General features: G+C 37.2%; 16 protein-coding genes. 7 read left to right on the forward strand and 9 right to left on the reverse strand.

The annotated features are described in order from the left end of the window. Positions 1-2: 2 nt before the first annotated feature. Complete coding sequence (locus JKA74_RS15805; RefSeq protein ID WP_201432191.1) at positions 3-767, reverse strand: FkbM family methyltransferase; 765 nt, start codon at positions 765-767, stop codon at positions 3-5. 429 nt (positions 768-1,196) lie between these two features. On the opposite strand from JKA74_RS15805, the gene JKA74_RS15810 reads away from it, so the two are divergent. The 3 genes from JKA74_RS15810 (at position 1,197) to JKA74_RS15820 (ending at position 12,977) form a co-directional block, all read left to right on the forward strand. Then, positions 1,197-2,318: an acyltransferase family protein gene (locus JKA74_RS15810; RefSeq protein ID WP_201432192.1), complete on the forward strand. Its 1,122-nt coding sequence runs from the start codon at positions 1,197-1,199 to the stop codon at positions 2,316-2,318. Positions 2,319-2,604: 286 nt separating this feature from the next. Then, a complete protein-coding gene (locus tag JKA74_RS15815; RefSeq protein WP_201432193.1) occupies positions 2,605-12,009 on the forward strand; it encodes a fibronectin type III domain-containing protein in 9,405 nt (3,134 codons plus the stop codon). A gap of 77 nt (positions 12,010-12,086) precedes the next feature. Continuing rightward, positions 12,087-12,977, forward strand: a complete 891-nt coding sequence (locus JKA74_RS15820) for a glycosyltransferase family A protein (RefSeq protein WP_201432194.1) — start codon at positions 12,087-12,089, stop codon at positions 12,975-12,977. Positions 12,978-12,985: 8 nt separating this feature from the next. On the opposite strand, the gene JKA74_RS15825 is transcribed toward JKA74_RS15820, so the two are convergent. The 5 genes from JKA74_RS15825 to JKA74_RS15845 form a co-directional block, all read right to left on the reverse strand. Continuing rightward, complete coding sequence (locus JKA74_RS15825; RefSeq protein WP_201432195.1) at positions 12,986-13,906, reverse strand: ATP-grasp fold amidoligase family protein; 921 nt, start codon at positions 13,904-13,906, stop codon at positions 12,986-12,988. 85 nt (positions 13,907-13,991) lie between these two features. Next, positions 13,992-14,588, reverse strand: coding sequence for an HAD-IB family hydrolase (locus JKA74_RS15830; protein WP_201432196.1), 597 nt, complete (start codon positions 14,586-14,588; stop codon positions 13,992-13,994). Beyond that, complete coding sequence (locus tag JKA74_RS15835; protein ID WP_201432197.1) at positions 14,585-15,340, reverse strand: SDR family oxidoreductase; 756 nt, start codon at positions 15,338-15,340, stop codon at positions 14,585-14,587. The genes JKA74_RS15830 and JKA74_RS15835 overlap by 4 nt, the downstream gene beginning before the upstream one ends. 29 nt (positions 15,341-15,369) lie before the next feature. Next, entirely contained in the window at positions 15,370-16,710 is a 1,341-nt protein-coding gene (locus JKA74_RS15840) for an FAD-binding oxidoreductase (protein ID WP_201432198.1), read from the reverse strand. After that, on the reverse strand, positions 16,710-17,603 hold the full coding sequence (locus JKA74_RS15845) for a decaprenyl-phosphate phosphoribosyltransferase (RefSeq protein ID WP_201432199.1): 894 nt from the start codon (positions 17,601-17,603) through the stop codon (positions 16,710-16,712). The genes JKA74_RS15840 and JKA74_RS15845 overlap by 1 nt, the downstream gene beginning before the upstream one ends. A gap of 283 nt (positions 17,604-17,886) precedes the next feature. Between JKA74_RS15845 and JKA74_RS15850 the strand changes: the two genes are divergently transcribed. Beyond that, positions 17,887-19,536, forward strand: coding sequence for a hypothetical protein (locus JKA74_RS15850; RefSeq protein ID WP_201432200.1), 1,650 nt, complete (start codon positions 17,887-17,889; stop codon positions 19,534-19,536). 6 nt (positions 19,537-19,542) lie between these two features. Here JKA74_RS15850 and JKA74_RS15855 read toward each other — a convergent pair whose 3' ends face one another. Then, positions 19,543-20,427 (reverse strand): glycosyltransferase family 2 protein, encoded by an 885-nt coding sequence (locus JKA74_RS15855; RefSeq protein ID WP_201432201.1) that lies wholly within the window; start codon positions 20,425-20,427, stop codon positions 19,543-19,545. Positions 20,428-20,628: 201 nt separating this feature from the next. Between JKA74_RS15855 and JKA74_RS15860 the strand changes: the two genes are divergently transcribed. Next, positions 20,629-21,525 carry a polysaccharide pyruvyl transferase family protein gene (locus JKA74_RS15860; RefSeq protein WP_201432202.1) on the forward strand — a complete coding sequence of 299 codons (897 nt, stop codon included), beginning with the start codon at positions 20,629-20,631 and terminating at the stop codon, positions 21,523-21,525. Between the two features lie 69 nt (positions 21,526-21,594). Further along, a complete protein-coding gene (locus JKA74_RS15865; RefSeq protein ID WP_236587863.1) occupies positions 21,595-22,473 on the forward strand; it encodes an NHL repeat-containing protein in 879 nt (292 codons plus the stop codon). A 392-nt stretch (positions 22,474-22,865) separates the two neighbouring features. Here the strand turns inward: JKA74_RS15865 and JKA74_RS15870 are convergent, their stop codons facing one another. Further along, entirely contained in the window at positions 22,866-23,801 is a 936-nt protein-coding gene (locus tag JKA74_RS15870) for a sulfotransferase family protein (RefSeq protein WP_201432204.1), read from the reverse strand. Positions 23,802-23,934: 133 nt separating this feature from the next. Then, the gene (locus JKA74_RS15875; RefSeq protein WP_201432205.1) at positions 23,935-24,690 is read right to left on the reverse strand and encodes a class I SAM-dependent methyltransferase; all 756 of its coding nucleotides are present in this window, start codon (positions 24,688-24,690) and stop codon (positions 23,935-23,937) included. A gap of 440 nt (positions 24,691-25,130) precedes the next feature. Between JKA74_RS15875 and JKA74_RS15880 the strand changes: the two genes are divergently transcribed. Next, positions 25,131-26,063, forward strand: coding sequence for a sulfotransferase family protein (locus tag JKA74_RS15880; RefSeq protein WP_201432206.1), 933 nt, complete (start codon positions 25,131-25,133; stop codon positions 26,061-26,063). The last annotated feature ends 6 nt before the right edge of the window (positions 26,064-26,069 follow it).

Below are 26,069 nucleotides of genomic sequence, written 5' to 3' on the forward strand. Positions count from 1 at the left end.
AATTAATTCTTTTCTGATAGCTCTTCGTAATGTTTTTTAGTCATGCAGTAGGTGTTAAGGTCGCCTGTTCCCGGTTCCAGCCCATTGGAATTAAAAGAATAGGCTGAGTAATCATATTGCTTCAGGAAATTATTTATTTTGTCTGTTAAGCTTTCAATAAGGAGGATAGGTTGATGTCTCTTAATGGTTTCCCTGGCTCCCATTAATACATTGAATTCAAATCCCTGTACATCTATTTTGATAAAATAAGGATTCAGGTGGTAGCCATCCAGCTTTTTCACTTTGCAAACCACCCTTTTTATACTAAGGTGTTTTTGCCTGAATTTCCATAATCTGGTTTGTAGCCAGCCTTCGGCATCATCATAATTGAAAGATGACAAACCATCAAACATCCACTTTCTATAAAATGGAACGAATAAAGTCAACTCTTCATTGGTTTTACCTAAGCCAATATTATGGACAGTAATCCGACCATTATTTTTGATGAAATAATTCTTTGATAATTTCTCGAAGATCAATGGATTAGGTTCGAAACCGATGATCTTATTCTCTAACCCTCTGTTCAATAACATGGATAAAATGGTAAGCCCCCGGTTAGCTCCAATGTCAACAAAAACCTGGTTTAAACCCGGTTTGAAGAATTTTATTGCTTTGAAGTCATTTTCAACAGGTTTTCTGCGGACCATTGTTTCCCATGATTTAACTGCAAACCTGTAATCTTGCAGGTATGGAAACAATGTTTGGATGGATCTGAATACTTCTCTCATGGTTGTAGTTTTTAGTGGTTGTTTTAGGTTGGTGGTGCTCTCATTGATATTATGTAAAGTTTAATTTCGAATTTTTATAATCTGCGGTTGTTGCTATGATCAACAACCTTGCCCTGTTTTTCCCTGTAACTGCCAGAGAGATTGTAGAAAATTGAGTATAAGTTGTAACAGTTCAACAGTCTAGGTCAATAATTTTTTGGATTTAACAGAAACAAACGAATAATTAACCGTTAAGAGTAAATATAAACAAAATATTATGAAATATACACTTACGCAAGATACTTTTGTAATAAAATAATAAGAGTTTAGTTTAGCTCTGATCTTGCCGGATTTTCTCGTTCTATTTTGGTTCGCTCTGAATGATATGAGCAGAAAAATAAATAAGGACTACCATTGTTTGTCACTTTGGTTTTTACGTGTTATTAAAATATGAAAGTATCCTATATCAAATCACTTGATGGCCTGAGAGGCATAGCAGTTCTATTAGTTATACTCTTCCATTTTTCTATGGTGCCTTTTGTTTCTTTTGGTTTTGAGGTAGGATGGGTTGGGGTGCAATTGTTTTTTGTGCTATCTGGTTTTTTAATCACGAGAATATTGATAGCGGAAAAGCGATCTTCATTTGGCTCATACATTAGGAAATTTTACTGGAGAAGGTCCCTGAGAATATTCCCTTTGTATTTTCTGTATGTAGGTGTATTGTATGCACTTTATTTAGTCATAAATGAGCCTGAAAACTTTCCGGCAGTTTCTCCATTTCTACTGACTTATACTTTTAATTATTATATTCTTTCACCTGAGTGGGAAGTGAGCCGCTTTTTTAGTCATTTATGGTCACTTTCGGTGGAAGAGCAATTTTACCTCATTTGGCCTTTTGTATTGTATTTTTTATCTGTGAGAAATTTTAAAAGGTTTACAATATTCCTGATTCTCCTGGTTCCGGTGCTGAGGTTGCTATTGGGTATATTGTTTTTGGAGAAATTTCAATCTGAGGAAATGAGTGGGATAGCAGTTTATTTCATGACCATTAGCCATTTCGATGCTTTTGCAATAGGGGGATTGGTTTCATTAATTGATGGGGAAACCCAGAGAAAATTCCTGAAATATTATTGGTATGTTGTGTCATTTGTTGTTTTGGCCGGGCTATTAAATCTCTATAATTATGTAGGGGAGATTAATATAAAAGACATCACTTCAATGGGATACCTTATCCATTCAATGGAAAATTACCAACATGTATGGTCATATTCATTGATCAACCTGTTGTGTGCTTTTATAATAATGAAACTGGCTCAAAAAGAGAGTAAATGGCTATGTTATGGACCTTTAGTTTATATTGGTAAGATCTCCTATGGAATGTATGTATTTCATATGTTGATAATAGGCATTTTTGCAAGTGTACTGGGCAAAGTGATTGTGAATGACTTCATTTCATTGCTCGTGATACTTATAGCTGTACTAGCCATTTCCTCTGCAAGCTATTATATGTTCGAAAGAAAATTTTTGTTACTAAAAAACTCCAGCGTCAGGAAGAAAAAATCATTTATTTAAACTGCTGTTCACCTACCCTCTTCCAATACTTCAACAGCTTGTCTCCTGAAAGATATATACAGCAAATATGTAAACAAAAGATACAAACTTTCGTATCAAAAAGCTATGAATAAAATGACAATTATGTAATTACATTACATAGTTTAATACCAGAGTATCTATAAGGGAAAGAAGAGTTGTAACAATCTGATCACGTTTATTATGATTGTTTTTTATAAAATATCACTTTTTAGAGGTTTTATTGTTTAGTTGTGTTCAGCGGGATAATCCATTTTTTTTGTTATTTATGATGAGATATTACATCTTTTTTTTGATCTTCTCCACACTCACTTATGTGGGTTTTGCTCAAGAGTTTGTCCCCTATCAACATGGTGATGTGTTGGGCTGGGATACCTCTCCCTACTTATCTTATAGCTACAGTTATAATAATAGTAACTCAAATAGAATTCCCTTTCGGATTATGTACCCGCCTTCCTATGATCAAAATGGAAGTGAGAAATATCCCCTCATTTTGTTTTTCCATGGTGCAGGAGAATCCGGTACCAATAATGAAATTCAGTTGGTTCATGGCGGTCAAAAAACAAGAGATAATATTAATAATGGGAATTTCCCCGGCATTGCACTCTATCCTCAACACAATGCCGGGAATACCTGGGGTTCGTGGATTGACAGGGTTAAGCTTTTAGTAGATAAATTAATTGAAGACTATAATGTAGATCCCAACAGGATTTATATACACGGATTGTCTTCCGGTGGAATTGCGGTATGGAATTTTGCTGACACTTACCCCGAGCTTGTTACCGCCATGCATCCTATGTCTGCTGTTCCGGGCTTTAGTGATGAAGTTCCGGGCACACATTTTATTCCTATATGGCTTGCACAAGGCGGAAAAGATAATAATCCTACTGCAAAAAACGGGAATGATACTGTAGACAAATTACGTGACCAATTTGGGGCCAGTATCCGGTATAGTTATTATCCTAATGGTGGACATGCCATATGGAATCAACAGTATAATAAATCAGATTTTTTTTCCTGGTTTCTGGAAAAAAATAAAACTGATATTATAGTAAAATATGGACAAAGTTCTTTTTGTGAAGGAGACGATATTGATATTATTGCAGGAGTTTCTCCCGGCTTTTCGGCCTATCAATGGGTAGAGGGAGATACAACAAGTACCAGCTATATAGATGCAGGAACAGAGCCTAACACTATTAATATCACTAGCCCGGGCACTTATTATGTGCGGTTCCAAAGAGGCACCACCTGGTCCAAATGGTCAAAGCCGCTGATAGTGGACAGAAATCTGGATGGAGCACCTCAACCCAATACTGAAATTGGCAATCAAAGCGTAAACCTGCCCACCTTATCGGGGCAGCAGTCCGTAGTAATTAGCGGGCCTGAAGACGCGGCTTTCTATCAGTGGTTTAGAAATTCCGCTGAAATTAGTGGAGCTACTTCTCCATCTTACTCAGCTTCCGGTAGTGGAAGTTATAGTGTAAGTGTAAGGCCGGAACAAGCGCCTGCTTATGAGCCTGATGGAGTGACACCTACTGAGTTCCGTCCTGATCCACAACCTTGTTTTAGTGAACTCTCGGAGCCTGTCATTGTCACCACTCAGAATGGATTAAATGTACCGGCAAAACCCACTAATTTTTCTGCCAATGTGCTCTCAGATAATAGTATTAAAATTAACTGGGATGATAATGCTGACAATGAATTGGCTTTTGAATTATATAGAAGTACCCAAAGCGGCACAGCCTACAGTTTGATCGAAAGAATTCCTGCTACTTCAGCTTCTAATCCTATAGCCTATATAGATGAGCCAGTGAGTGCCAACACTACCTATTATTATAGAATGAGAGCTGTCAATAATGACGGAGGATCTGCTTATACTCCTGAAGTGAGTACTTCAACTGCTGTAGATACTGAAGATCCTAATGCGCCAATTTTGTCCCTGGCAGGTTCCTCGAGTAATAGTATCAGTTTAAGCTGGACTGAGCCGGAAGATAATGTGGGAGTGACAGAATATGATGTGTATAGAAACAGTAATTTAATAGCCACTGTTTCAGAAACTGAATATATCAACTCAGGACTTCCCTCCAATCAAACATTTAGTTATACAATAAGAGCTAAAGATGCCAGCGGCAATATATCGGTGCCAAGTAATCAGATTACAGCAAGAACCATTAATACAGGACTATCCTATGCTTATTATCATCATAGTAATTTCACTTCTGTCAATCAAATTGAATCCAGTGGCACACTTATCAGAACAGGCAATGTGAATAATTTCGACATCTCTATCCGTGATCAGGACGACCGCTTTGCTTTTATTTTTCAGGGATATGTGCTGATTCCTGCAGATGGTAACTACACTTTCTATACAAGTTCTGATGATGGATCCCGCTTGTTTATCAACAATAATGAAATAGTTAACAATGATGGCACCCATGGTTGTCAGGAAAGAAATGGTACAGTTAATCTAACGGAAGGGTTTGCCCAAATTAGGGTTTTAATGTTTGAAAATGCCGGAGGGGAGTGTTTGCAGGTAAGGTGGAATGGCCCCGGGTTATCAAAACAATTAATTCCTGATGGAGTACTTTTTGAAAACGAATTTGTGCCTTCCAACATCCCGGCCATTCCTTCCGACCTTGAAGCGCTGGCAGTCTCCAATACCCAAGTTGATCTGAGCTGGACAGATAATAGTAATAATGAAAATAATTTTGAAATCTATAGGTCCCAAAACCAAAGCTCGGGCTACGAAATTGTACACCTTGCTGATGAAAATGCAGGAAGCTGGAGTGATACAGGATTAGAAGGAAACACTACCTATTATTACAAAATAAAAGCCATCAATTTTAACGGAGGGTCTGATTTCGCAGGTCCGGTATCCGTAACTACAGTCGCAAATCCTGCTCCACCGCAAGCACCTTCAGACCTTTCATTGTCTTTGGGAACCGGGAATAATGTGCAAATTAGTTGGGTAGATAATTCTTCGTCAGAACTGGGTTTTGAAATTTACAGATCTACTTCCAACCAGGAAGCTAGTTTTACATTAATACAGACTACTTCTCCTGATGTAGAAACTTATACAGATACCCAAACTACAGGGAATAGTACATATTATTACAGGATAAGAGCCAAAGGAGAAGGGGATTTTTCAGCTTTTACTGCTATTACCAGTATTTCAACGCCTAATAATGCTCCTGTGATCGAACCTGTGATTGACAGGTCGGTAAAATACGGCACCACTCTCATCTTGGATGTAACAGTCGATGACCCAGATGGAGATCCCATTAGCTTTACTTTTACCGATCCGCTACCGGAATTTTTTAGTTTTGCCAGTAACGGTTATGGTCAGGGTCAATTTACCATATCCCCAGAAATTGAGGATGAGGGCCAATATACAATTGAATTTACTGTGGATGATGGCTCGGGGCTTACAGATATGGAAAATTTTACTATTACAGTAAGTGATAATGATAATCCTGTAATAGGTGGAATAGCCAATTTGACAATTATGGAGGGTTTTTCGGATACACTAAATGTGAGTGTTTCAGATGAAACTCTTGGGACTTTAACCTTGCAGGCTTCCAATTTCCCTCCTTTTGTTATTTTCAATGATAATGGAAATGGAGAGGGTGATTTTATAATAAATCCTGATATTGGCCAGGCTGGGGTTTACAACAATATTAAGTTGTTAGCAGATGATGGAGAAGGTGGCTTTTCAGAAGCTACTTTTAACATAATTGTAGAAGAAGTAAACAGGAATTATTCTGTATTGATAAATTTTGGAGGAATTAGTGCATCATCTCCCTGGAATAATATTAATACCGGAGGAACATATAATTTGACTTCCAATGATGGTGTGTCCCAGGATGTTGTATTTCATGTGCCAGGCCAATGGTTTAATGGGACAGCTACCTCTGGTTTGGAATCCGATCTTTACATTGATGAAGTAACTCAGTCTTTCAAAACAAAACCAGGAGGAAACGCCAATGTGGTATTGCAAAACCTGAACCCCGGTCTTTCTTACGACTTAACTATGTTCGCAGGGGTTGCAACAGAAGATGCAAGCCTCTATGCGCAAACCAGGTTTACTATCAATAGTACTATTAAGGATTTAAATCCGGTCAATAATACCAGTGAAACAGTTACTTATTCCAATATTAAACCCAATAGCAATGGGCAGATTGATATAGGGATTACCAGAAATGGTAATGGTACTTCCTATATTCTTAATTCCATGGTGGTGGATGTCTATTTTGAAGATGGATTGCCTCCTTCTGCCCCTTCCAATTTATCTCTGACAGCCATTTCGAATTCAGAAGTGGAAATTGGCTGGCAGGATAACTCTAACAATGAGCAACGTTTTGAAATATACAGATCGGAAGTAGCTGAAACCGGACCTTTTGATTTGGCAGGTACGGCCTTATTGAACCAAACCAGCTTTACAGACCAAAACCTGCAAGGAAGCACCTTGTATTATTATAAAGTGAGAGCTGTTAATTCCACCGGAAATAGTGAAACACAGGTGGGTTTGGTTAATACTTTAAACAGTGCGCCTGAATTGGCAGCAATAGATAATGTAGTGATGAATGCAGGGGAGACATTATCAATAGCTGTTTCAGCTACTGATGAGGAGGGAAATCCTATTACATTAACCGGTATTAAATTACCGGACTTCGCACAATTGATTGACAATGGTGATGGTACAGGGGAAATACTTCTGGAGCCTTTATCCAATAATGTGGGTTTCTATGGAACCAATACTATTGAAGCCAAAGACAACTTTGGCTCCGGAAACACAGCACAATTCAATTTGCATATAACAGATCCGGTTTATGAAAACAATGTTTTTATCAATTTAGGAGCGGCTACCATTACATCCACTCCCTGGACTAACATCAACTCCAATCCGGCCAATCCCGGAACCTTTACCAACTTTAATGATGCACAGGGAAACCCTACTAACATTGGGCTGTCTGTTGATTCGGGATGGACCGCCCAGGCAAATGATGGCTTATCGAGTGGGGACAACAGTTTGGTTTTGGAAGATTTTGTGTTGCAAAGCTATTGGTATTCACAAAACCCAAATGCTTTTTTAACCTTAACAGGTTTAGAGGCTGGAAAATATTATAATATAGATCTTTTGGCATCCATTAATCAGTGGCTTGATTCCGAAGCTACTTATACAGTTGAAGGTGTTTCAGAAATATTTAGTGCCACTTTTAATGAAGATAATTTATTGACCTTTAGCGGAGTTCAGGCAAATGCTTCAGGAGAAATCAGTATTTCTTTGAATGCCATGACCAATACTGTGTCCATGTATTTAAATGCGATCATTATAAAACCTATTGATGAGCAGCTTCTGGAGGGTCCTATTGCACCTACCAAATTTAATGCAAGTGGAATTTCCAATTCGGCTATCAGGCTCAGCTGGCAGGATAATGCCTATAGTGAAACCGGATTTGAAATATATACTACAGACGAAATAGGAAAAGCTTTCACACTTCTCACTACTGTAGGGCCTGATGTAGAAACTTATACCCATACCGGTCTTCAACCCAATCAGGCAGTTATTTATAAAGTGAGGGCAATAGGAAGTGAAGCCAATTCTGCTTATACACAGGAGGTGACAGCTATTACAATTGACAAAAGAATTCTGGTGAACATCAATGTGAATGATCCTACTTACTTACAAGCTCCGGCACCCTGGAACAACACCAATACCTATCCTGCAACAGGGGAAGAATTTACAGGTTTAATAGATGAAAATAGTAATCCTGCGGACATCAGTATTGTGATAGAAGACATTGGAGATGGATATCCCAACAATACTGGAAATGTAACAGGAGATAATTCCGGGATTTATCCTGATGAGGTATTACAGGGGTATTATTATTTCAACCCTAATGCACAGCCGGGCAAATTCCGCATTAATAACTTAGATCCTGACTGGGAATATGACCTGACATTTTTTGGTAGTGAAAATGGAGCTTTTACTACAACTGAAACCCCAGGTATTTCTGATTTCACTGTAGGGAACAATACAGAGACTTTATATACTTATAAAAATACAGACAAAACTGTTAGTATTAATAACATCGCTCCGGATGAGCAAAATTCCATTTTATTCGAGGTAGATGCTTCCAATGAGAACAATGCACAATTTGGCTTTTTCAATGCAATGGTAATTAGTGTGCATCGGCCAGTAGATGTTGCCCTGGATGTTATTGCTCCAACTACCCCGCAAAACCTCTTTGCACAGAATATCACTGACAGTAGTTTAACATTGCTATGGGAAGCATCAACAGACAATATTGCCGTAAAGGAGTACGAGATCTTCCAAAATGGAGAAATAATTGACACTACTATTTCCACTTCATTGGATGTTACTGGTTTATCTCCTGATTTTAATTATGTTTTTACTGTGCGTGCTGTAGATCGAAACAACAACAAGTCAACATTTTCTGATGATCTGCCAGTTAAAACCGCACCACCATCTGAAGATATAATTCCCTATTATTCCCTCGCTTCCGGGGATTTAGTGGATATAACTTCATGGAACTCTTCGGTAGATGGTACAGGAAACAGTCCTTCAAATTTCGATGCAGATTACCAATTATTTGTATTGAACAGAGATGCCACACTTTCCCAGGCATGGACAATTAGCGGTACCGGCTCTAAGCTTGTAGTTGATGACAATAATGAATTAAGCCTTGATGCTATTTACACGGGTGTTATCGATGCCGGTCAAAACGTTGTGGTAAATGTGAATGTAAGTGAGCCACCGGTTCTGGGTGATTTGGATCCTACATCGCACATCATTTTTAATGCGGACAATAATATCATTCCTGCTGCCAGATATGGGGATCTCACCATGGAGAAACTAAACTCATCAAAGGAATTCCGTTTTGGAAATATTACTGTGGAGGGGGATTTAAATGTAGCTAATGGAGTTTCTATGAAAGGAAAGGATCCTAATGGTTCAGCTATAATAGCCAAAGGAAATGTCTCCTTCTATGGTATAGGAACCAATGTGCCTGAAGCGGAAATGCTCTCAATGGTCTTTGCAGCTGAAGGGGAACAAACGATTTCTAACATGGGTGGAAATGTAAATTTATTTTCAATGCATGTGAAGCAAGGGGCACAATTATTATTTGATGAACAGTCTGTCGAACTTAACATTTCTGTGGGCAACAATACAGGAGGAGGGTTAAAAATAGATGATGGAGCTACCCTGGATATTGGTCAGCACAGTTTAGTAGTTAATGGTCGGGGCACTATCAATTCAGAAAATCAAACAGGAAAAATTATTAGCAGCAAGGGGAAAATTGAAATTAATTCTACTTCTCATCTGGATTCTTACCTTTATTTTGAGAAAGGAAAGGATACACTTTCACGTCTCCATGCCAATTTGGCTAATTCCGGAAATATTTTGGTATTAGACACTGTTTATATATCCGAATTGTTGGAGATTACAGATGGTACTGTTACCTCTGATAACACCATTGTATTGGCTTCAACAATTGATGGTACTGCATTTATTCCTGAAATAAAGAACAGGGGCAAAATAGAAGGAGCTATTATCGCACAAAGGTATATGGCACCACCTACCAATAGGATATACCGGTATATGGGTAGCATGATTAGCAATGCCACAGTGGCTGACTGGCAAGAAGAAATTGAAATAACAGGTAATTTTTCCGGAGCATCTACCGGGCCTGGCCTTGGAAGCGACCCTTCTGTTTTCTATTATGATGAACCAAGCCCTGCCAAGTGGATTGCTTATCCCACTACAAACAATCAGGAAATAATGGAGGTTGGTAGAGGCTATGCAGTATACGTTAGGGACTTGAATAGTCCGATTACGCTTCAATTGACAGGAGAACCCATTCAGGGTGATTTTGCTTTCAACCTCACTGATGGAACGGGGGATCCGGAAGCCAACGATGGTGAGGGGGATGGATGGAATTTATTGGCCAATCCTTATCAGTCGCCCATTCAATGGGGAGAAGAGGGATGGCAGAGATCGAATGTAGGAAATACTGTTTCCATCTGGGATGCTGATTATCCGGGAGGAGGCAAATTCCTCTATTATGATGGAGTGGTTAACGATCCTGAGTTTGCCGGAGAAATTGCCAGTGGACAGGGTTTTTGGGTGCAGGCAAACAGCAGTAGTCCGGCATTGACTATTTCGGAATCAGCCAAAATTAATCAACTGAGCACCGAATTTTACAGGTTGCGGGAGCAAAATCCTGTGATGATGGTAGTAAAGCTTTCGAGGAATGGTTGGGAGGATAAAGCTTTTATCCGCTATAGTGAGAATGGATCAAAAACATACGATCCTGCTATACATGGAAGAAAACGACCTAACGAAGTTTTTAATTTATCCTCGGCAACTGAGGATGGTATTAGTTTGGCTATTAATCATTTGCCTCAGGAATTCTGTAAGGATAGCATTGCTTTAATAACTGAGGATTTAACAGAGGGGACCTATTCCTTGAGTTTTGATCAGTTAGAATCTTTCCGGGAGGGAGAAACATTTACTTTATTAGATGATTATTTAAATACCGCCACCGAGATTTTTCCTGAGACGACCTATACTTTTGAAGTAACAGGAGGGTCAGGAACCTTTGCTTCCAATCGTTTTTCCTTAATCATTGAAAAGCCTGAAATAGATAAATCCTTAATTGTTATCAATTCTGCTTCAGTATTATGTGAAACCGAGGATTTTCCATCAGTTTCAATTCAAGGTACTCAAACCGGAGCCGGTTACAAAGTGTTGGTCAATGGTACGGATCATGGAATTGAGGGAGTGGGAAATGGTGGTGATTTAACACTTCAGCTGAACGAAGGTAGTCTGGAGTATGGCCAGAATACTATCAGCCTTCAAGCTGCCTTTGGAAATTGTACCCCTGTCAATTTGAATGACTCACTCAGTATAGATTTTATCAAACTTCCTGAAGCGGAAGCTGTGGAACCATTGAGTGTATGTAATGGGGCTAGTGCAGTAATTACTGTTAATTCTACCGGGGAAGATCATTCTTTCAGGTGGTACGAAGAAGAGTCTGGAGGAGAGCCTTTTTACGAATCAGAGGAGCCAATATTTGAAACAGCTGTTTTGGAAGATTCTACCACTTATTATTACACCATAGTGAATGCCAATGGATGTGAGAGTGCTGAAAGAGTACCGGTGGTTATTGCTGTTGAGAATATGGACCAACCTGAAATTACTCAAGAGGGTGACGTGCTCGTGTCCAGTTACGCAACGGGCAATCAATGGTACAAAGATGATGAAATAATAGAAGGAGCGACAGATGATACACTTTCTTTACACGAAATGGGAGGATATAGTGTGAAGGTTGCCCAAGGCCCATGTGAGGAATTTTCTGATGTTTTCCAGTATACTGTCAATGCAACAGGCCCTGAACAGGAGGAGTTGGATGTGATCTTAGTTCCTAACCCGGCTTCTAACATTGTCAACCTTAAGTTTAACAAGGCACTTACGGAAAAAGTGGAATTTAACATTATCGACCTAACGGGAAGACCCGTATATAAAGGGTATATAGAAATGGGAACATCGGACAGATCTATTGAAATTGGTCAACTTTCGTCCGGGACTTACATGATTCAACTTATTTATAAGGAACAAGCCTTAATGAATCGATTGGTAGTGAAATAATTAAATTTCCGACTTAAAACTATTTTTAACACAGGGGGATTTCAGAGCTTTGCTCCTGTATATTATTTAACTTTTTTATGTCAAAAGCAACCTTATTTCTCAGTAAATTTATACCACATTCACTGGAAAGAAGAATCAGAACCTTTCGGGATATTTATTTCAGAAACTATAAAATAGAGCCGTTGCCTCAGGAAATATATAGCAGTGAACTGCACCAACACTCTATTTCCTTTTGTACCAATTGTATGAACAGGCTGTACCATTTACGACATACAATGGAAGAAAACATCAATGCGAATAGTGATTATGGCGCTGTGGAGTTTGTCCTGGTCAATTATAATTCCCGGGATGGGATGCACGAATGGGCACGGAAGCACCTAAGCAAGTATATTGATCAGGGTATACTTAATTATTATCACACTAAAGACCCTCAATATTTCCACATGTCAAAGGCCAAAAACCTGGCTCATAAATTAGCCGGGAATGAGATTGTATGTAACCTGGATGGAGATAATTATACCGGAAAAGATTTTGCTTTTTACATCAATTACTTATTTAATGAATATGGTTTGGATAATATATTTCATTTTAAAAAAGCTCCTTATTGGGGAACGGAGGGTAGAATAGTATTAAGCCGGAAGAATTTTGTAAGGCTTGGCGGCTATGATGAGTCCTTTCATCCGGCAGGTCATCAGGACCATGATCTGATATTCAGGGGCCAAAAATTAGGACTGGACTATAAAGTAATTGAGGTTGAGAATTTCTTAAGGTATTTAAGTAATAGCACCAAAGAAAAGTCAACCGGGCTTGCCAAAGGGAAAGTGAATTATTACGAATTGAGGGATCAAAATATAGAGAAATCCAATAAGAATCTATCTGATGGAAAGTTGGTGGCTAATATGGATAAAGGCTGGGGTAAATCAGTGGTGTATAAAAACTTTAGCCCCAAACCCATTATATTGGATTAATTCTTTGACTACTGCTCAATAGGTAAAGTTAATTTCTCACCTAACATCCTGTCACGTTCAAACGGATAAAACCTCCTGAAACCTGAGCCCGGATGAAAAGTAAGTTCTCCAAAATAAACATTGCCATTTACCTCATACAGATCCACCCGCACATAACAAAAATGTTTGGCCAGCTTCTGTGCTATTGACTTCATTAATTCTAAATTTTTAGGTGGGGCAATAGGGGTGCCTTTCTCTCGGTGTGTGATGAAATCCTGTACGTTCCAGTTTTTATCGTAGAGTAATTTTTTATGGGAGAAATGGCGGTTCTCATGTACTTCGAAAATTTCCACTTCGCCATGAAAGCAATGTATTTTAAAATCAAAAGGAATAAGGCCATTTTCATCTTGGAGTAATTGTTCCACTATAATTGCAGGAGGGATGTTTTTATACTGCCATTCTCTTAAACAGTAATAAAAATTTTCATTGAGCCATTTTCTCGCTTTCTTTCTTATCCCGGACCAGTCAGCAATGTTTTTGTCTTTGACAATATGATTTCTTCCGCTACTATGAGTGGCCTTAATGATGAACGATTTCTCCTGGAAATTTTCAGGCCTTAAATCTGAAGGATTGTTAGTATATAAAATAAGAGGAATAAGATGTTGTGCTCCAATTTCTTTAGCTATAAAATCCCTGACTGCATATTTGTCAGCACAAGTAGTATGTAAGGGGGTTCTGTCATGGATTTTTAGCCATTGAATTTTCTGATTGTAGGTTTCAGGCTTTTCCAAATCCAGCTTATACCCCAGCTCATATTTAAACCTGGATTTCAAGAATACTTCATCACTCAGGATTTTGTATCTATAGAAATCATAAACAGATTTTGGGAGTTGGAGCAATGCACCCCCAATCTTCGAGTTATTGTAAAATTTTTTTAGTACCTCACGCATGTGTAGTTAAACGGAAAATACTAATGTATAGATTGTGTTTTTAGGATAGAAATTCAGAATTTCAAGCAATTATTCTAGGCCGTTTTTATTTCTTAAACTTTCGATAGACCGGGTGAGATGATATTTCCAACATTTCCTTGTCTCCCTTCGAGTCTCCATACGCATAAATGGATTCATAATCTTCAACCTTTAGCAATTCCAGGATCCTTTTCACCTTTTCAGCACCGTTACAATTTTTGCCCGCTATCCTGCCGGTAAGTTTCCCAGCTTTTTTTTCCAGCTTTGTCGCCAGCGTTTCTAAACCATTGGCATCGCACCATGGACGGAGCCAGTCTTCTGCTGATGCGGATATCACAATTACCCGGTCTCCTTCTTTCTGATGTTTCTTTATTTGTGCCAGAGCATCCATGCGAACCAATTGTGGAAGTACATGAAAAGAAAAATCAATGGCTTGCTCTTTAAATATTTTCACTGGTTCACCTTTGAAGAAATAGGTCAATATTTTTTCTTTCACCAAAGCATTGGCTACTATTCCCATTTTCATTGCCACAAGCAAATGAGAATGGGAAAGAAAGCCTAGGATGGTTTTCTTCTTTCCAAAATAGAATTTAAGAAATTCAATCAGCGAATCTTTTTTGGTGATAGTGCCATCAAAATCAAATAGTGCCAGGTTTTTTTTCAAAGCTTTAGTTTTTTGAAAATTGCTTCAGGAATGTTCTTGATTATCAACATAATAAATCTCCAGACAAATAATATATAAATAGTATTCCTTTTTTTATCAATACCCTTTACGATTCCTTTTGCTATTTGGTGAGGATTTGCCGTTATGGCTTTGGGTAAGTCCAACCCATAAGTCATTTTGGTTGCTGCAAAGCCTGGTTTCACGGTCATCACATGTACTCCGCTTTTATAAAGCCTGTTTCTGAGTCCTCCCAGGTAAGTTGTTAATGCAGCTTTGGCACTTCCATATATATAATTGCTTTGCCTGCCGCGGTCACCGGCTACTGAAGAAACGCCCACAATAGTACCTTGTTTCCTTTTCTCCATATCCTCAGCTACTATGTTGAGTATGGATACCATTCCGGAATAATTGCTATCAATTATTTTATGGGATTCAGCCCAATCCTGTTGTGCCAGGTTTTGATCACCAAGATAACCGAAGAAGCTGATTACCCAATCCGGCCGATGGGATAGTCCTTTATAAAAATCCTGATGTGAGGCAAAATCCGTTGCGTCAAATTCAATCAGTTCCGGTTTAATCTCACGCCTGATGGTTAAATCCGCGGCAAAGGCTTCCAGTCTTTTAATATTCCTTGAAGCTAAAAAAAGTTGGTATCCTTTCCTGGCCAACAATTCTGCCAACGCCTTTGCCATATCAGAGGTAGCGCCTAATATCAATACATTTATTTGTTTGTGAATAATAGCTTCGGTCATTTCATTTTAAGATCATTTCTGTTCAAGACTTAGTCCAACAATCCCAGGCGTTTTGAAAGATAAGATTCAAATTGGGTTCCAGGATTGTATTTCTTAATTATACGCTGGAATTCCTCAGCATTTTGGTATGTCTTCAAATAAGTTTCTCTGTTCATTCTTGCATCTTTGGATAAATAAATTCTTCCACCATGGTCTATCACAATAACATCCAGCTCATTTAGAAATTCGAAAATTCCTTTTCGAATGGGAAAATCCAGTGCCAATGTTAAGCCTTCCATCGGAAATGAAATCAGACTTTTCTGCTTACCAAATAGTTTTAGTACAGCCAGGAATGAACCCCAGCCTTTTTCACTTATCTTGTTTAAAATTTTCTTTAATCCTTCAGAACCATCAGATATGGGTAAAACAAACTGGTATTGGATAAACCCGCTTTTCCCATACATTTTGTTCCAATGTAAAATACTATCTAAAGGAAAGAAGAAGGAGTCATAATCAATAATGGCATTTTGTTTAGTCCGATGCATGCCATAATACATGGAATTAAATAATTTTACTGATGACTGGTTAAGTACAAATGCAGGTAGGTTAAAGGGGACTGACAGCGATTTTCTACTATGTATTTGTAAAGGTCGTTTTTGCTGGGAGACTGTTAATTCTTCAATTTTTGTATGTTCACCTGCAAACATTACGCTTCTGCCTTGTTTGTGGCCTTGTTGGAGACAGTCTATCCAGGCCATGGTATAAGTGAAGTTTTTGTATTCCTCAAATAGTTCAATTACCTCATCAAGGTTTTTGGTCCGGATTTGTTTTTGTGATATATAGGCAGTTTTTATTTTTTTCAAACGGAACTTTACAGACAAAATGAGTCCGCTTAGCCCCATTCCACCCACAGTGGCAAAAAACAAATCAGTATTTTGGTGCTTGCTTACAGTAAAAATTTCCTGATCAGCAGTCATCAGTTTCAACTCCAGAATATGTTCAGAAAAGGAACCTTCCTTATGATGGTTTTTTCCGTGTACATCGGAAGCCACTGCACCTCCCAGCGTTATAAATTTTGTGCCCGGGGTAACAGGCAGAAACCAACCTCCTGGAATCAGAAAATCTATTAAATCCTTAAATAAAATACCTGATTCACATTCAATGATTCCATTTTCCTTATCAAAGAAAAGTATATGATGGTATTTTAGAGTGCTGATCACATTTTCCGATAAAGAAGCATCACCATAGCACCTGCCGTTCCCTCTGGCTATCATGGATTTAGCAGGTTCTAAAAGGAAGGGAAGTTCCTCAGAATAGTCAAAGCTAAATTCATTTGCAGGAACAACGGGGTAATTATTCCAATTGGCTATATTTTTCTTTGCAGGGATCATTAAAAATAGAGGATGTAAACAAAGCTAAGTGCCCACAAGATAATAGTAATGATGATGAAAAGATCTTTATAAAGTACTCTCGTGGGAGACCATCCTTTTCGTTCTACCAATAAAATTTGTAAGTACCTTAATATTCCTGCAATCACAAAGATGCTGGTCAAATATATGTTATCACTATGTGCGCCACCCATCACATCATCCGACATGGAATACATGATATAGCACACAATCATAATCCCTGCCAACATGGTAATGCCTGAATTGATATAAGGGATATTATATTTCCCCACATTTTTAGTGCTGATGATACCCGTTTTCGTTTCCATTAGCAAATCATCAAGTCTTTTAGCAAGTGCCAGAAATAATGCCAATAGGAAAATCATTAGAATCAGCCATTTGGATACGGTTACATCAGCGATAATTCCGCCCCCTATTGTGCGGAAAACAAAACCACTGGCAACAATCATAATATCGAGAATAGCCACATGCTTTAATCCCAGGGAATAAAAAACATTGAAAATAATATAAAAAGAGATGACCCATAAAAATTGAGCAGGCAGTAGAAGTGAAATACCAAATGAAGCAAGGATTAACAGGGCCATCATCAGATAAGCTGTTGTAACAGATATTTTGCCTGATGCAATAGGCCTGTGTTTTTTGGCCGGGTGCAATAGGTCATTTTCTAAATCACTGATATCATTAAAAATATAAATAGCACTGGCGGCACAGCAAAAGGCAACAAAACCAATTGATAAATGAACAAATATGTTAAGGTCGGTGAAAATACCGGCAAAAAAAGACGGAATAAAAATAAATAAGTTTTTTACCCATTGATGTGGCCTTATGAGCCGTATCCATGTAGGGAGCTTACTTTGTGTGATGGTTAAAAACATTCAATCCAGGCATTTAGAATTATCTTAGATTAAGCAAATGATAGTGAGCTGAATCCATGATTTAGGTTAATTTTTTGTATCTGTATAATAAGTGTTATGAGTATCAATTTGTAATGTGTTTTTATATAGAATAATAAAATTTTTCGGCCTGAACAGCCTTTTTCTCGTACTTTATGAAACGTATAGAAATCTTTTTTGAACCAACTTTTTTAAGAAAATAATTTAATTATTGTCTCCGAAAACAGTTTTTAATGAGTTTATTTTTACTTCAACCTTCATTTAAATGCTTACATCTTTAGAACTAAAAAACAAACACCTGAAGTGGCTCAGCTTTGGTGTTATCTTACTATTTTCTTTTTTACCTCTGTTATTAAAATTTCCCTACAGGGTAAATATATATGTTGCCTGGGAGGGAGCTTATAGAATGTACCTGGGACAAATCCCTTTTAAGGATTTTGGCATTCCATTAGGCTATGGATTTTGGCTTATCCCTTTCCTTTTTTTTAAGATTTTTGGGCCTGCTATGTTTACACTTATTAAAGCCCAGGCTTTCATTAACCTCTTCAGCTTACTCACTTTCAGGGGGATCCTAAGATTATTCAAATTGAAAGAGGCGACTGTTTTCTTTTCAGTGCTGGTAATGTGTCTTTCATTTACCCTTATTAATTTCTGGCCATGGTATAATCATACTGTTTTCTTTTTCGAAATTATTGCGGTGTATTTTGCACTTTATTATATCATCCGCAAAAAGCGGATTTATTTCCTGGTTCTGAGCACTCTTTTCATATGGCTTGCACTACTTACCAAACAGGATGGCGGGGCACTGACTTTCCTGGTGGTTTTCAGCCTTTTAATAATTGATTTTTTCTATATGAAACAGTGGAAGCCTTTATTGATTGCTATCGGATCTTTTATTGGATTCTATTTGGTGCTGATACTTCCTTTTTTACAGTATGAATTTGGGTATTGGTTTAACTATGGACAAAGCCCTCATTATTCCAGGGTGAGTAGTTATAACTTTATTAATGATATTTTCACCCAATCTAATTGGATAAAGGGATACTTTTTAGCAGTAGTACTTATCGTACTCTATAGGTATAACAGTAAAGGCTTTTCTCAGCTGTGGAAAGATAAAAGCTTTGTTCTTTTTACCCTATTTACTATTGGGATACTTATTCAAGCTGCTTTAATTCAGGTAACAAGTTTTAGTCCTCCTACTGTAAACCTTTATTTCCATAGTTTTGCATTTGCCTATATCTTATTTAATATTCAGGAGAGGATAAATTTTAATAGAGCGCTTGTTTTTGGAGTAGTACTCCTGTTTGTGTTATTCTGGAAATCAGATAACTACTGGAAATACTCTCAGCCATTGTTTACGAAAATTGCTCCTTCTTTATTTACACCTCCTCCACCGGATGTGGTTTCCAAGGGAAACTGGGCAGCAAAAAAGGATACCGTGGTTAAAAGAGAACCCGTGAGATGGGTAGAATCCGGGTTAAAGACTTTAAATAGGATTAAATTACCCAAAAATACTGTAGAGGGAATCAAGTCCATACAAGAGTTGGAGGTGGTTAAAACAAAAGAGGAAAACATAAAGGTGTTAAATATGTCCAATCTAACCTTTTTGGCAGCCGAACTTAATTATGAACCAGAAACTGGAAAGGATTTTCCTTTATGGTATCACCGTGGAGTGGCGTTGTTCGATAGGGAAGTGGATATGCTTTGTGAAAAGTTGAATAAAGCCGAATATGATCTTGTTTTATTTGAAGACATGCCTAATGTAGATAATTTTTTCCCATACGAAGTAATTGAATGTGCGCAGAATAAATATCAAAGAGTAGATAAATTCCTGTCACCTACCGGCTATATTTCAGATTCAGTGGAAGTGTATGTATTGAAAGGAGCACAGGATGACGGTAATATTAATAATTAAACTTGCTTAATAGATTTCCGGCTGTTCAGAAAAATTTTTATATAATTTAAATTTTTTCATGCCTCCGGGGTTGGCCTTTAGCTGTCCTTTGCTAATATTATCGTTGGAAATTTTCCGGTTGGTATTCTCTAGCTGATAGTAGCTCGTTTTGCCATCCGCACAATTTTCGGCTTTCTCTTTTTCCGTGTTGCTTAAGTACTTCAGGAAATTTTCAATCTGGATATTATGGTAAGCAAGTCCTGAAGCTTTTGCCCTGTTTATTAAGTCATGGTCTTCATGTCCAATGGGCAAAAGCGCTTCATCATAACCACCGATTTTTAAAAAATTCTCCTTTGTGAGAACAATCCGTCCTTCGGTGCCCCAAAATGGTTTCTTGGTAAACTGAAGAAGTATATCATCTGTATATTGATTGAATAAATAATTAATATAAAAGGCAAAATCCTTTCCGGTAAAGTTGTCCCCATCCAGGTTGCAAACTATTTTTCCCCGGGCCACCCTGTGCGATAGGTTTTTAGCGATTGAGGCATGGAACGATTCAGGCTCGTCAGTTCTATAATAATTTAATAAGCCCTGGTCTATATATTTCTGCATGTTTTTTCTCATCCAGTCATCCAGCTTGTCTTTTGAGTTATAGTTTACAACAGTAAATTCAACATTTTTATAGGATTGGTTGTCAAGAATATTCTTCTCCAGCGTATTTCTCAAATGAAAAAGCCTGTTCATGCAAGTAATACAGAAAGAGATTGAATGAAAATCCTGCTTTTCTGAATAAATGGCTTTGGGCAATTTTTCAATTTTATATTTTCTGAAATAATTGTCCCTTATTTCCCTTAAAACTCGTTCAAACCTTTGAGGTATTATTTTTTTTATGAATAAATTCCTGATGGGCATATTTTTTTACATTTGAACAACTCTTTATGAATCCAATTTTCTCTAATTACTTTGATTTCTGATGTATATGGTTATGTTCTTAAAAGGATTCATATCAAGAATTATTTGGATAAAATTAGCTTTAAAATTCTCTAAAACATAATAACATTTACTTAATTTTATTTGAGCGTTAGTTTACTTTTTTATAAACCGAAAGATTAAATGATTTTAAATTTTTACCAGTCAAAAAACTTTGGTGACGCATTAAACCCTTATATTTTCAAACATTTTTTACCGAATTTTTTTGATAAAGAAAGCGATTTCTCCTTTGTGGGAATTGGCTCTATACTGGGTCTCCGGCAAGTACAGGAAGCAAAAAGAAAAATTATTTTTAGTAGTGGATTTGCATACGGTTCTATTCCAAAAATAGATAGCTCCTACGATATATTTTGTGTCAGGGGCCCAATGACTTGCGATGTATTAAATATCCATAAAAAATATGCTATTTCAGATGGAGCTATTCTTTTACAATTTATGGAAAAGGCCCATGCGGAAAAAAAGTATCCATTTTCTTTTATGCCTCATTGGGAGAGCGCATTAAAATTTGATTGGAAAGGAATTTGCCATGAGGCTGGAATTCACTACATAAGCCCCACTGATAATTATTCGGAAGTGATTGACCAAATAAAGCAATCAGAAGTTGTAATTGCCGAGGCAATGCATGCAGCAATTGTGGCGGATGCTTTAAGAGTGCCATGGATTCCCGTTAAAGCATATGGCGGGATCAATAGCTTTAAATGGCAGGATTGGACACAATCTTTAAATTTGGCCTACAAACCTCAGAAGATCAGGCCACTTTTCAACAATACTGGTTTTACACGGAAAGTGATTAAAGATAAAACCGGCTACCCATTTTCGTTAAGAACCCTTTCTCCATTAATTGATATTTACCAATTGTACCAGAGTGCTTTTGTGAAAAAAAAGGTAGTAGCCGAGCTTTTACAATTGAAATTAACGGCACCCTACTTAAGCAGTGATTCAGTGTTGAAGTCCAAAGGAGAACAACTCGTGGAAAAATTGGAGGACGTAAAAACCAAGTATACTAACAGTATATTATAATGTGCTTGAAAATTTCATTCCTTGCAGGAAGAGGAAGTGAATTAATTTTATAAAATTATGAAAATGTCGATGTCAGGATTTTGTTTAGGTTTTTATTTTCTGTTCTTATGCGGAGCAGTAAATGCTCAATCGTTAGAGGAACTAGCTGGCCTGCCTCCTGTTTTGAAAGGTAGTTCCGGGCTTGAATTTTCAAAAGCTGGAAATATCTGGACTATTAACGATCATGGAAATCCCGTACTTTTTCAATTGAGCATGGATTCTTTCAAAATTACCAAAACTGTACATTTAAGGAATAAAATAAAAGATTGGGAAGATCTCAGTTCGGATGTGGAAGGGAATTTTTATGTAGGAGACTTTGGCAATAACAGGAATAACCGGAAAGATTTAAAAATTTATAAAATTCCTAACCCGGATAGCATTACTACCACTACTTATAACCCTGAAGTTATCAGGTTCGAACTTTCTGACCAGAGTCTTTTCCCTCCGCCAAAAGGAAAGCATGAATTTGATATAGAGGCCATGGTTCACTACAATGGCAACCTTTATTTGTTCTCAAAGAGCAGAGGGGAACCTTTTAAAGGAAAGGTTAAACTTTATAAATTAAGCGACCAGCCAGGAGAACAAACGGCAGTTTTGATAGATAGCACCTTTACGGGGGAAGGTTTGATGCTGGAGAACTGGATTACAGGAGCCACTTTGATCAGTGATAAAAATATTTTAGCACTTTTGTCGCACAATAAAATTTTCTTCTATAGTTGTTTTGAAGGAGATCAGTTTTTCAAAGGTAAACTTACCATATTTGATTTAGGCCATTTTAGCCAAAAAGAAGCCATTGATTTTGATGTGGAATCCGGTCAATTCTTTATTACAGATGAATTGACAAGAGGGCTTATCGGAGGCAAAATATATAAGCTTGCTTTGCCAAAGGGCCTTGACAACTGTAATTAGGGTACTCTTGATAAATGCTTCAATGTTCGAAAACCAAATAAACTTTGCTCGAGAAAGTGGGTGGGAGGACAAAAAGGCGGGGAGCGCGTTGGATTGCAGCGTGGAAGCATCTTTTTGTCTTGATTTTTTCTATCTTTTGTATCAAGACAAAAGATTAAGAATAAAATTTGGTTTAAAAAATATTTGAAACTTAAGTTAAACCTCAATATTAAATGAAATTCCTGTTTTCTGAGGTTTTGTACTTTGATTGAAATTTAAAGAAACACTGATAAAAGCAAGGATACCCAGTTTATATGTGAAATTTATTTTTCATGAGGGTCTAATTAGACGTGAAAATTTCCTCAGCGAGTTCTCATTAAAGGAAAGGAAGAATCAGTTTCTCACTAAATGAATTAATCTTTATACCAATGACTTAAGTCTTTTCCAGTCACTTTCTCCAATAGCTTAATGTCATCCAAATAGATATTGTTAGTGATTTGCTTTTTCAATTCCTTTTCCAATTTTGGTTTATGTAAATTCTTTGACCGTATGGTTTGAAGGTTCTTTTGTACAGTTACATTTTTTCTTAACAGATGAATTAACTTATTGGGTAATAGTGTTTTTGCTGTTTTATTTATCAGTCCATTACTTCCAAAGACAGAATCAAATTTCTTGTTCTTAATAAATCCTGACTGATTATACTCAACGGAAAAATCTAGTTCGAAAGAGGAGTCAACTCCTAGAAAATCAAAGATTTCAGCCATCATTTTCTCAGGCCCATTTTTTAATTCTTCAAAAATAAAAACCTTGATTTGGCTTTTGTCAAAACGCTTATAGTATTTGCTAAGATATTTCCCATAAAAGCCTTCTTTTATCAGGTCATTTCTGGTCCACCAGACAGTATTTTTATCCAGGCAGTCAGAAAAATTTTCAGTAGGCAACCTGTTTTCCCTGGCCAAGTGTAGGAATCTCGAATATAGCCTTTCTGCCGGCTGCCTTAAAATAGCTATTAATTTTACCTTGGGGATATGATGTAAAATCCTGTCAGGGGCAGCTTCATGATACATATAAGTGTTGGAAGTCTCACCCTTTAGTTGGTTTTCCCGGGCAGGCTCGAATAATTGCAGGTACTGATTTAAGTCTGTAATAGAGTTATTATAGTGATTAAGTTGTGGCATTCCCTTAAAATCTTCAGCTGTGTTCAGTTCGTAACCAAAAAAGTTAGGTTCTTTTCTACTACTGATGAAAATTGAGGGATGTTGCTTCAGGTAATTGTCTACTGAGGTAGTTCCTGATTTTCCCGCGCCTATAATAAGGAAATCCGGTAGTAGGGAATGTTTTTTTTGCATATGTAAAAAGCTAATTACTCAATTAATTGAATCTTTGATAATTTTCCCGATCAAAAATGAATGGTTACAAATATATACGTTATAAAAGGAAATCAAGAGGTTCATTACTTTCCGGATTATTCTTCACTGTATCTCAATTATTCTTTACAGCATAAGCCAGGGAGGTTTCCTTAATATGTGTGACAGGAGAATCAATTTTAGCATCCTTAATGGCTTTCCTGACAGATTTCCAGGTGTAATCATGCCAAACAATCATTCCTCCGGGGGACAAGCAATTCCAGGCAGTGAGGGTGTCTTTTTTTGCCATGTCATAGGCATGGCAACCATCTACAAAGAAAAAATCAATATTGGCGTGGAAGGGACTAAAGTCCATCATAGAAGAATCTGCGTAGAGCTGCTGGATTTTGTTTTTACCTTTATATAGAGGGAGCAATACCCCGACTGATCTATCAATATCTTCTTTACTCATCATATGAAAACCTGAATTATTAGTTTGGTTGTAATACTTGGCAGCTATTTCTGCTGAAGAAAATTCAGGAGGTAAATCAAGTGTGAATATTTGAGTTTCCTCTGTAGCATTTTCTGCCAAAGCCAGACAGGTAAGTCCTCGGAAAGTACCTATTTCAAACACCCTTTTAGGTTGTTGGGTTTTAATGAGAGCACCAAGTGCCACTCTTTCCAGAACAGATGCTGCAGCACGTTCCAAATCATCATGTACTTTCCCTTTGAGATCATTTGGTAAGGTACTTATAATAATGCCATTATTGCCAGAGTTGTTTCCGGATGTATATAGTAGTTGGTTTATTGTTTGATAGGAATCTGCTTCAACCGTTTGGTTGGTAAACAGTTTCTTAAATTTCCTTAAAAAGTTTTTGAGTGATGACTTCATGATGGTTTGTTCTTTAGCGCTTAAAGGTTGTATGGTTTTAAATTAAAATGATCTCTTATCTTACATACGATGTAATCTCATACGGAAATTTAGATTGTTAGTCGAAATTATTAATAACTTTATACTTTATTGTTACATAGGTATACTATTTTTCTTTTGCGGAAGTTACTAGATGATAAAAGGAAAAAAGGTAATAAGCGGAGTGAGAAGCTTAAATGTCAAAGGAATACGCGTTTGATACAGATTGTTTTAAAATTGCAATAGAAGAGTGCAATACCTTTTTGTGGATAACTATGAAGGAAAAATATCTTCTTAATGAGAATGTTAACGTATTGGATGAAATAAGGAATTGTTTTAATAATAAAGTAAAGCAGTATATCCTTTAAAAGAGATTAAAAATTGAATATAATCGTTAAATTTTAAAAATTGATTGAACAATAGTGAATACATTCTCCAAAAACAACCAAAACCATCTCCCTAATTTATTAGTTGCAGGAGTAGCAAAATCAGGAACTTCCTCTTTACATCAATATCTATCCCAGCACTCCGAGATTTTTATGAGCAAGCGAAAGGAGCCTCGCTTCATCACCAGCCAGGTGATGGACTTTCCTATGGGAGGCCCTAAGGACCGTAAAGTGGAAAGCTGGTATATCAAGGATTTTGAATCCTATAAAAACCTTTTCTCAGAAGCGAAAGATGAAAGTATAAGAGGGGAGTCTAGTGCGGATACCTTTTATTTCTATGAAAAAACCATACCTGTTATCAAGCAATACCTGGGAGATCCAAAAATCATCATTATTTTACGAAATCCGGTAAGCAGGGCATTTTCAGCCTACCAGCATTTGAGACGTGACGAAAGGGAACACCTTTCTTTTGAGGAGGCACTAGAAGTAGAATACCAGCGAATAAGAGATAATTACGAATTAATTTACCATTATAAGGCGGTGAGCATGTACGCTGATGCGCTGACGGCTTTTCTGGATAATTTCAGTCATGTGAAAGTGGTGATTAACGAGGAACTTTCTGATAATCCACATGAGAATTTAAAAGAGATTTTTAATTTTTTAGGAGTGGAAAGCGAAGTTGAAGTAAATACTGCCACCCGATACAACCTGTCGGGTATCCCGCGTTTCCGGTACCTACATGAAATGCTTTTTGAAGGGAAAAAATTCATGGATTATACAAGGCCGGTTGCCAGGTTTTTCTTTTCTGCAAAAACACGGAAGAAAATCTCCAGGACACTTATGGAAAAAAATTTACAAAGAACCCACATTAATGAGCATACTAAAATTGAACTGATCGAATATTTTCGTGAAGACATTCAACGAACCGAAAAAATATTGAACCGGAACTTAAGCCATTGGCTTTCTTGAACCAAA

This window comes from Marivirga aurantiaca (genome assembly GCF_016679925.1).
Taxonomy (GTDB): domain Bacteria; phylum Bacteroidota; class Bacteroidia; order Cytophagales; family Cyclobacteriaceae; genus Marivirga; species Marivirga aurantiaca.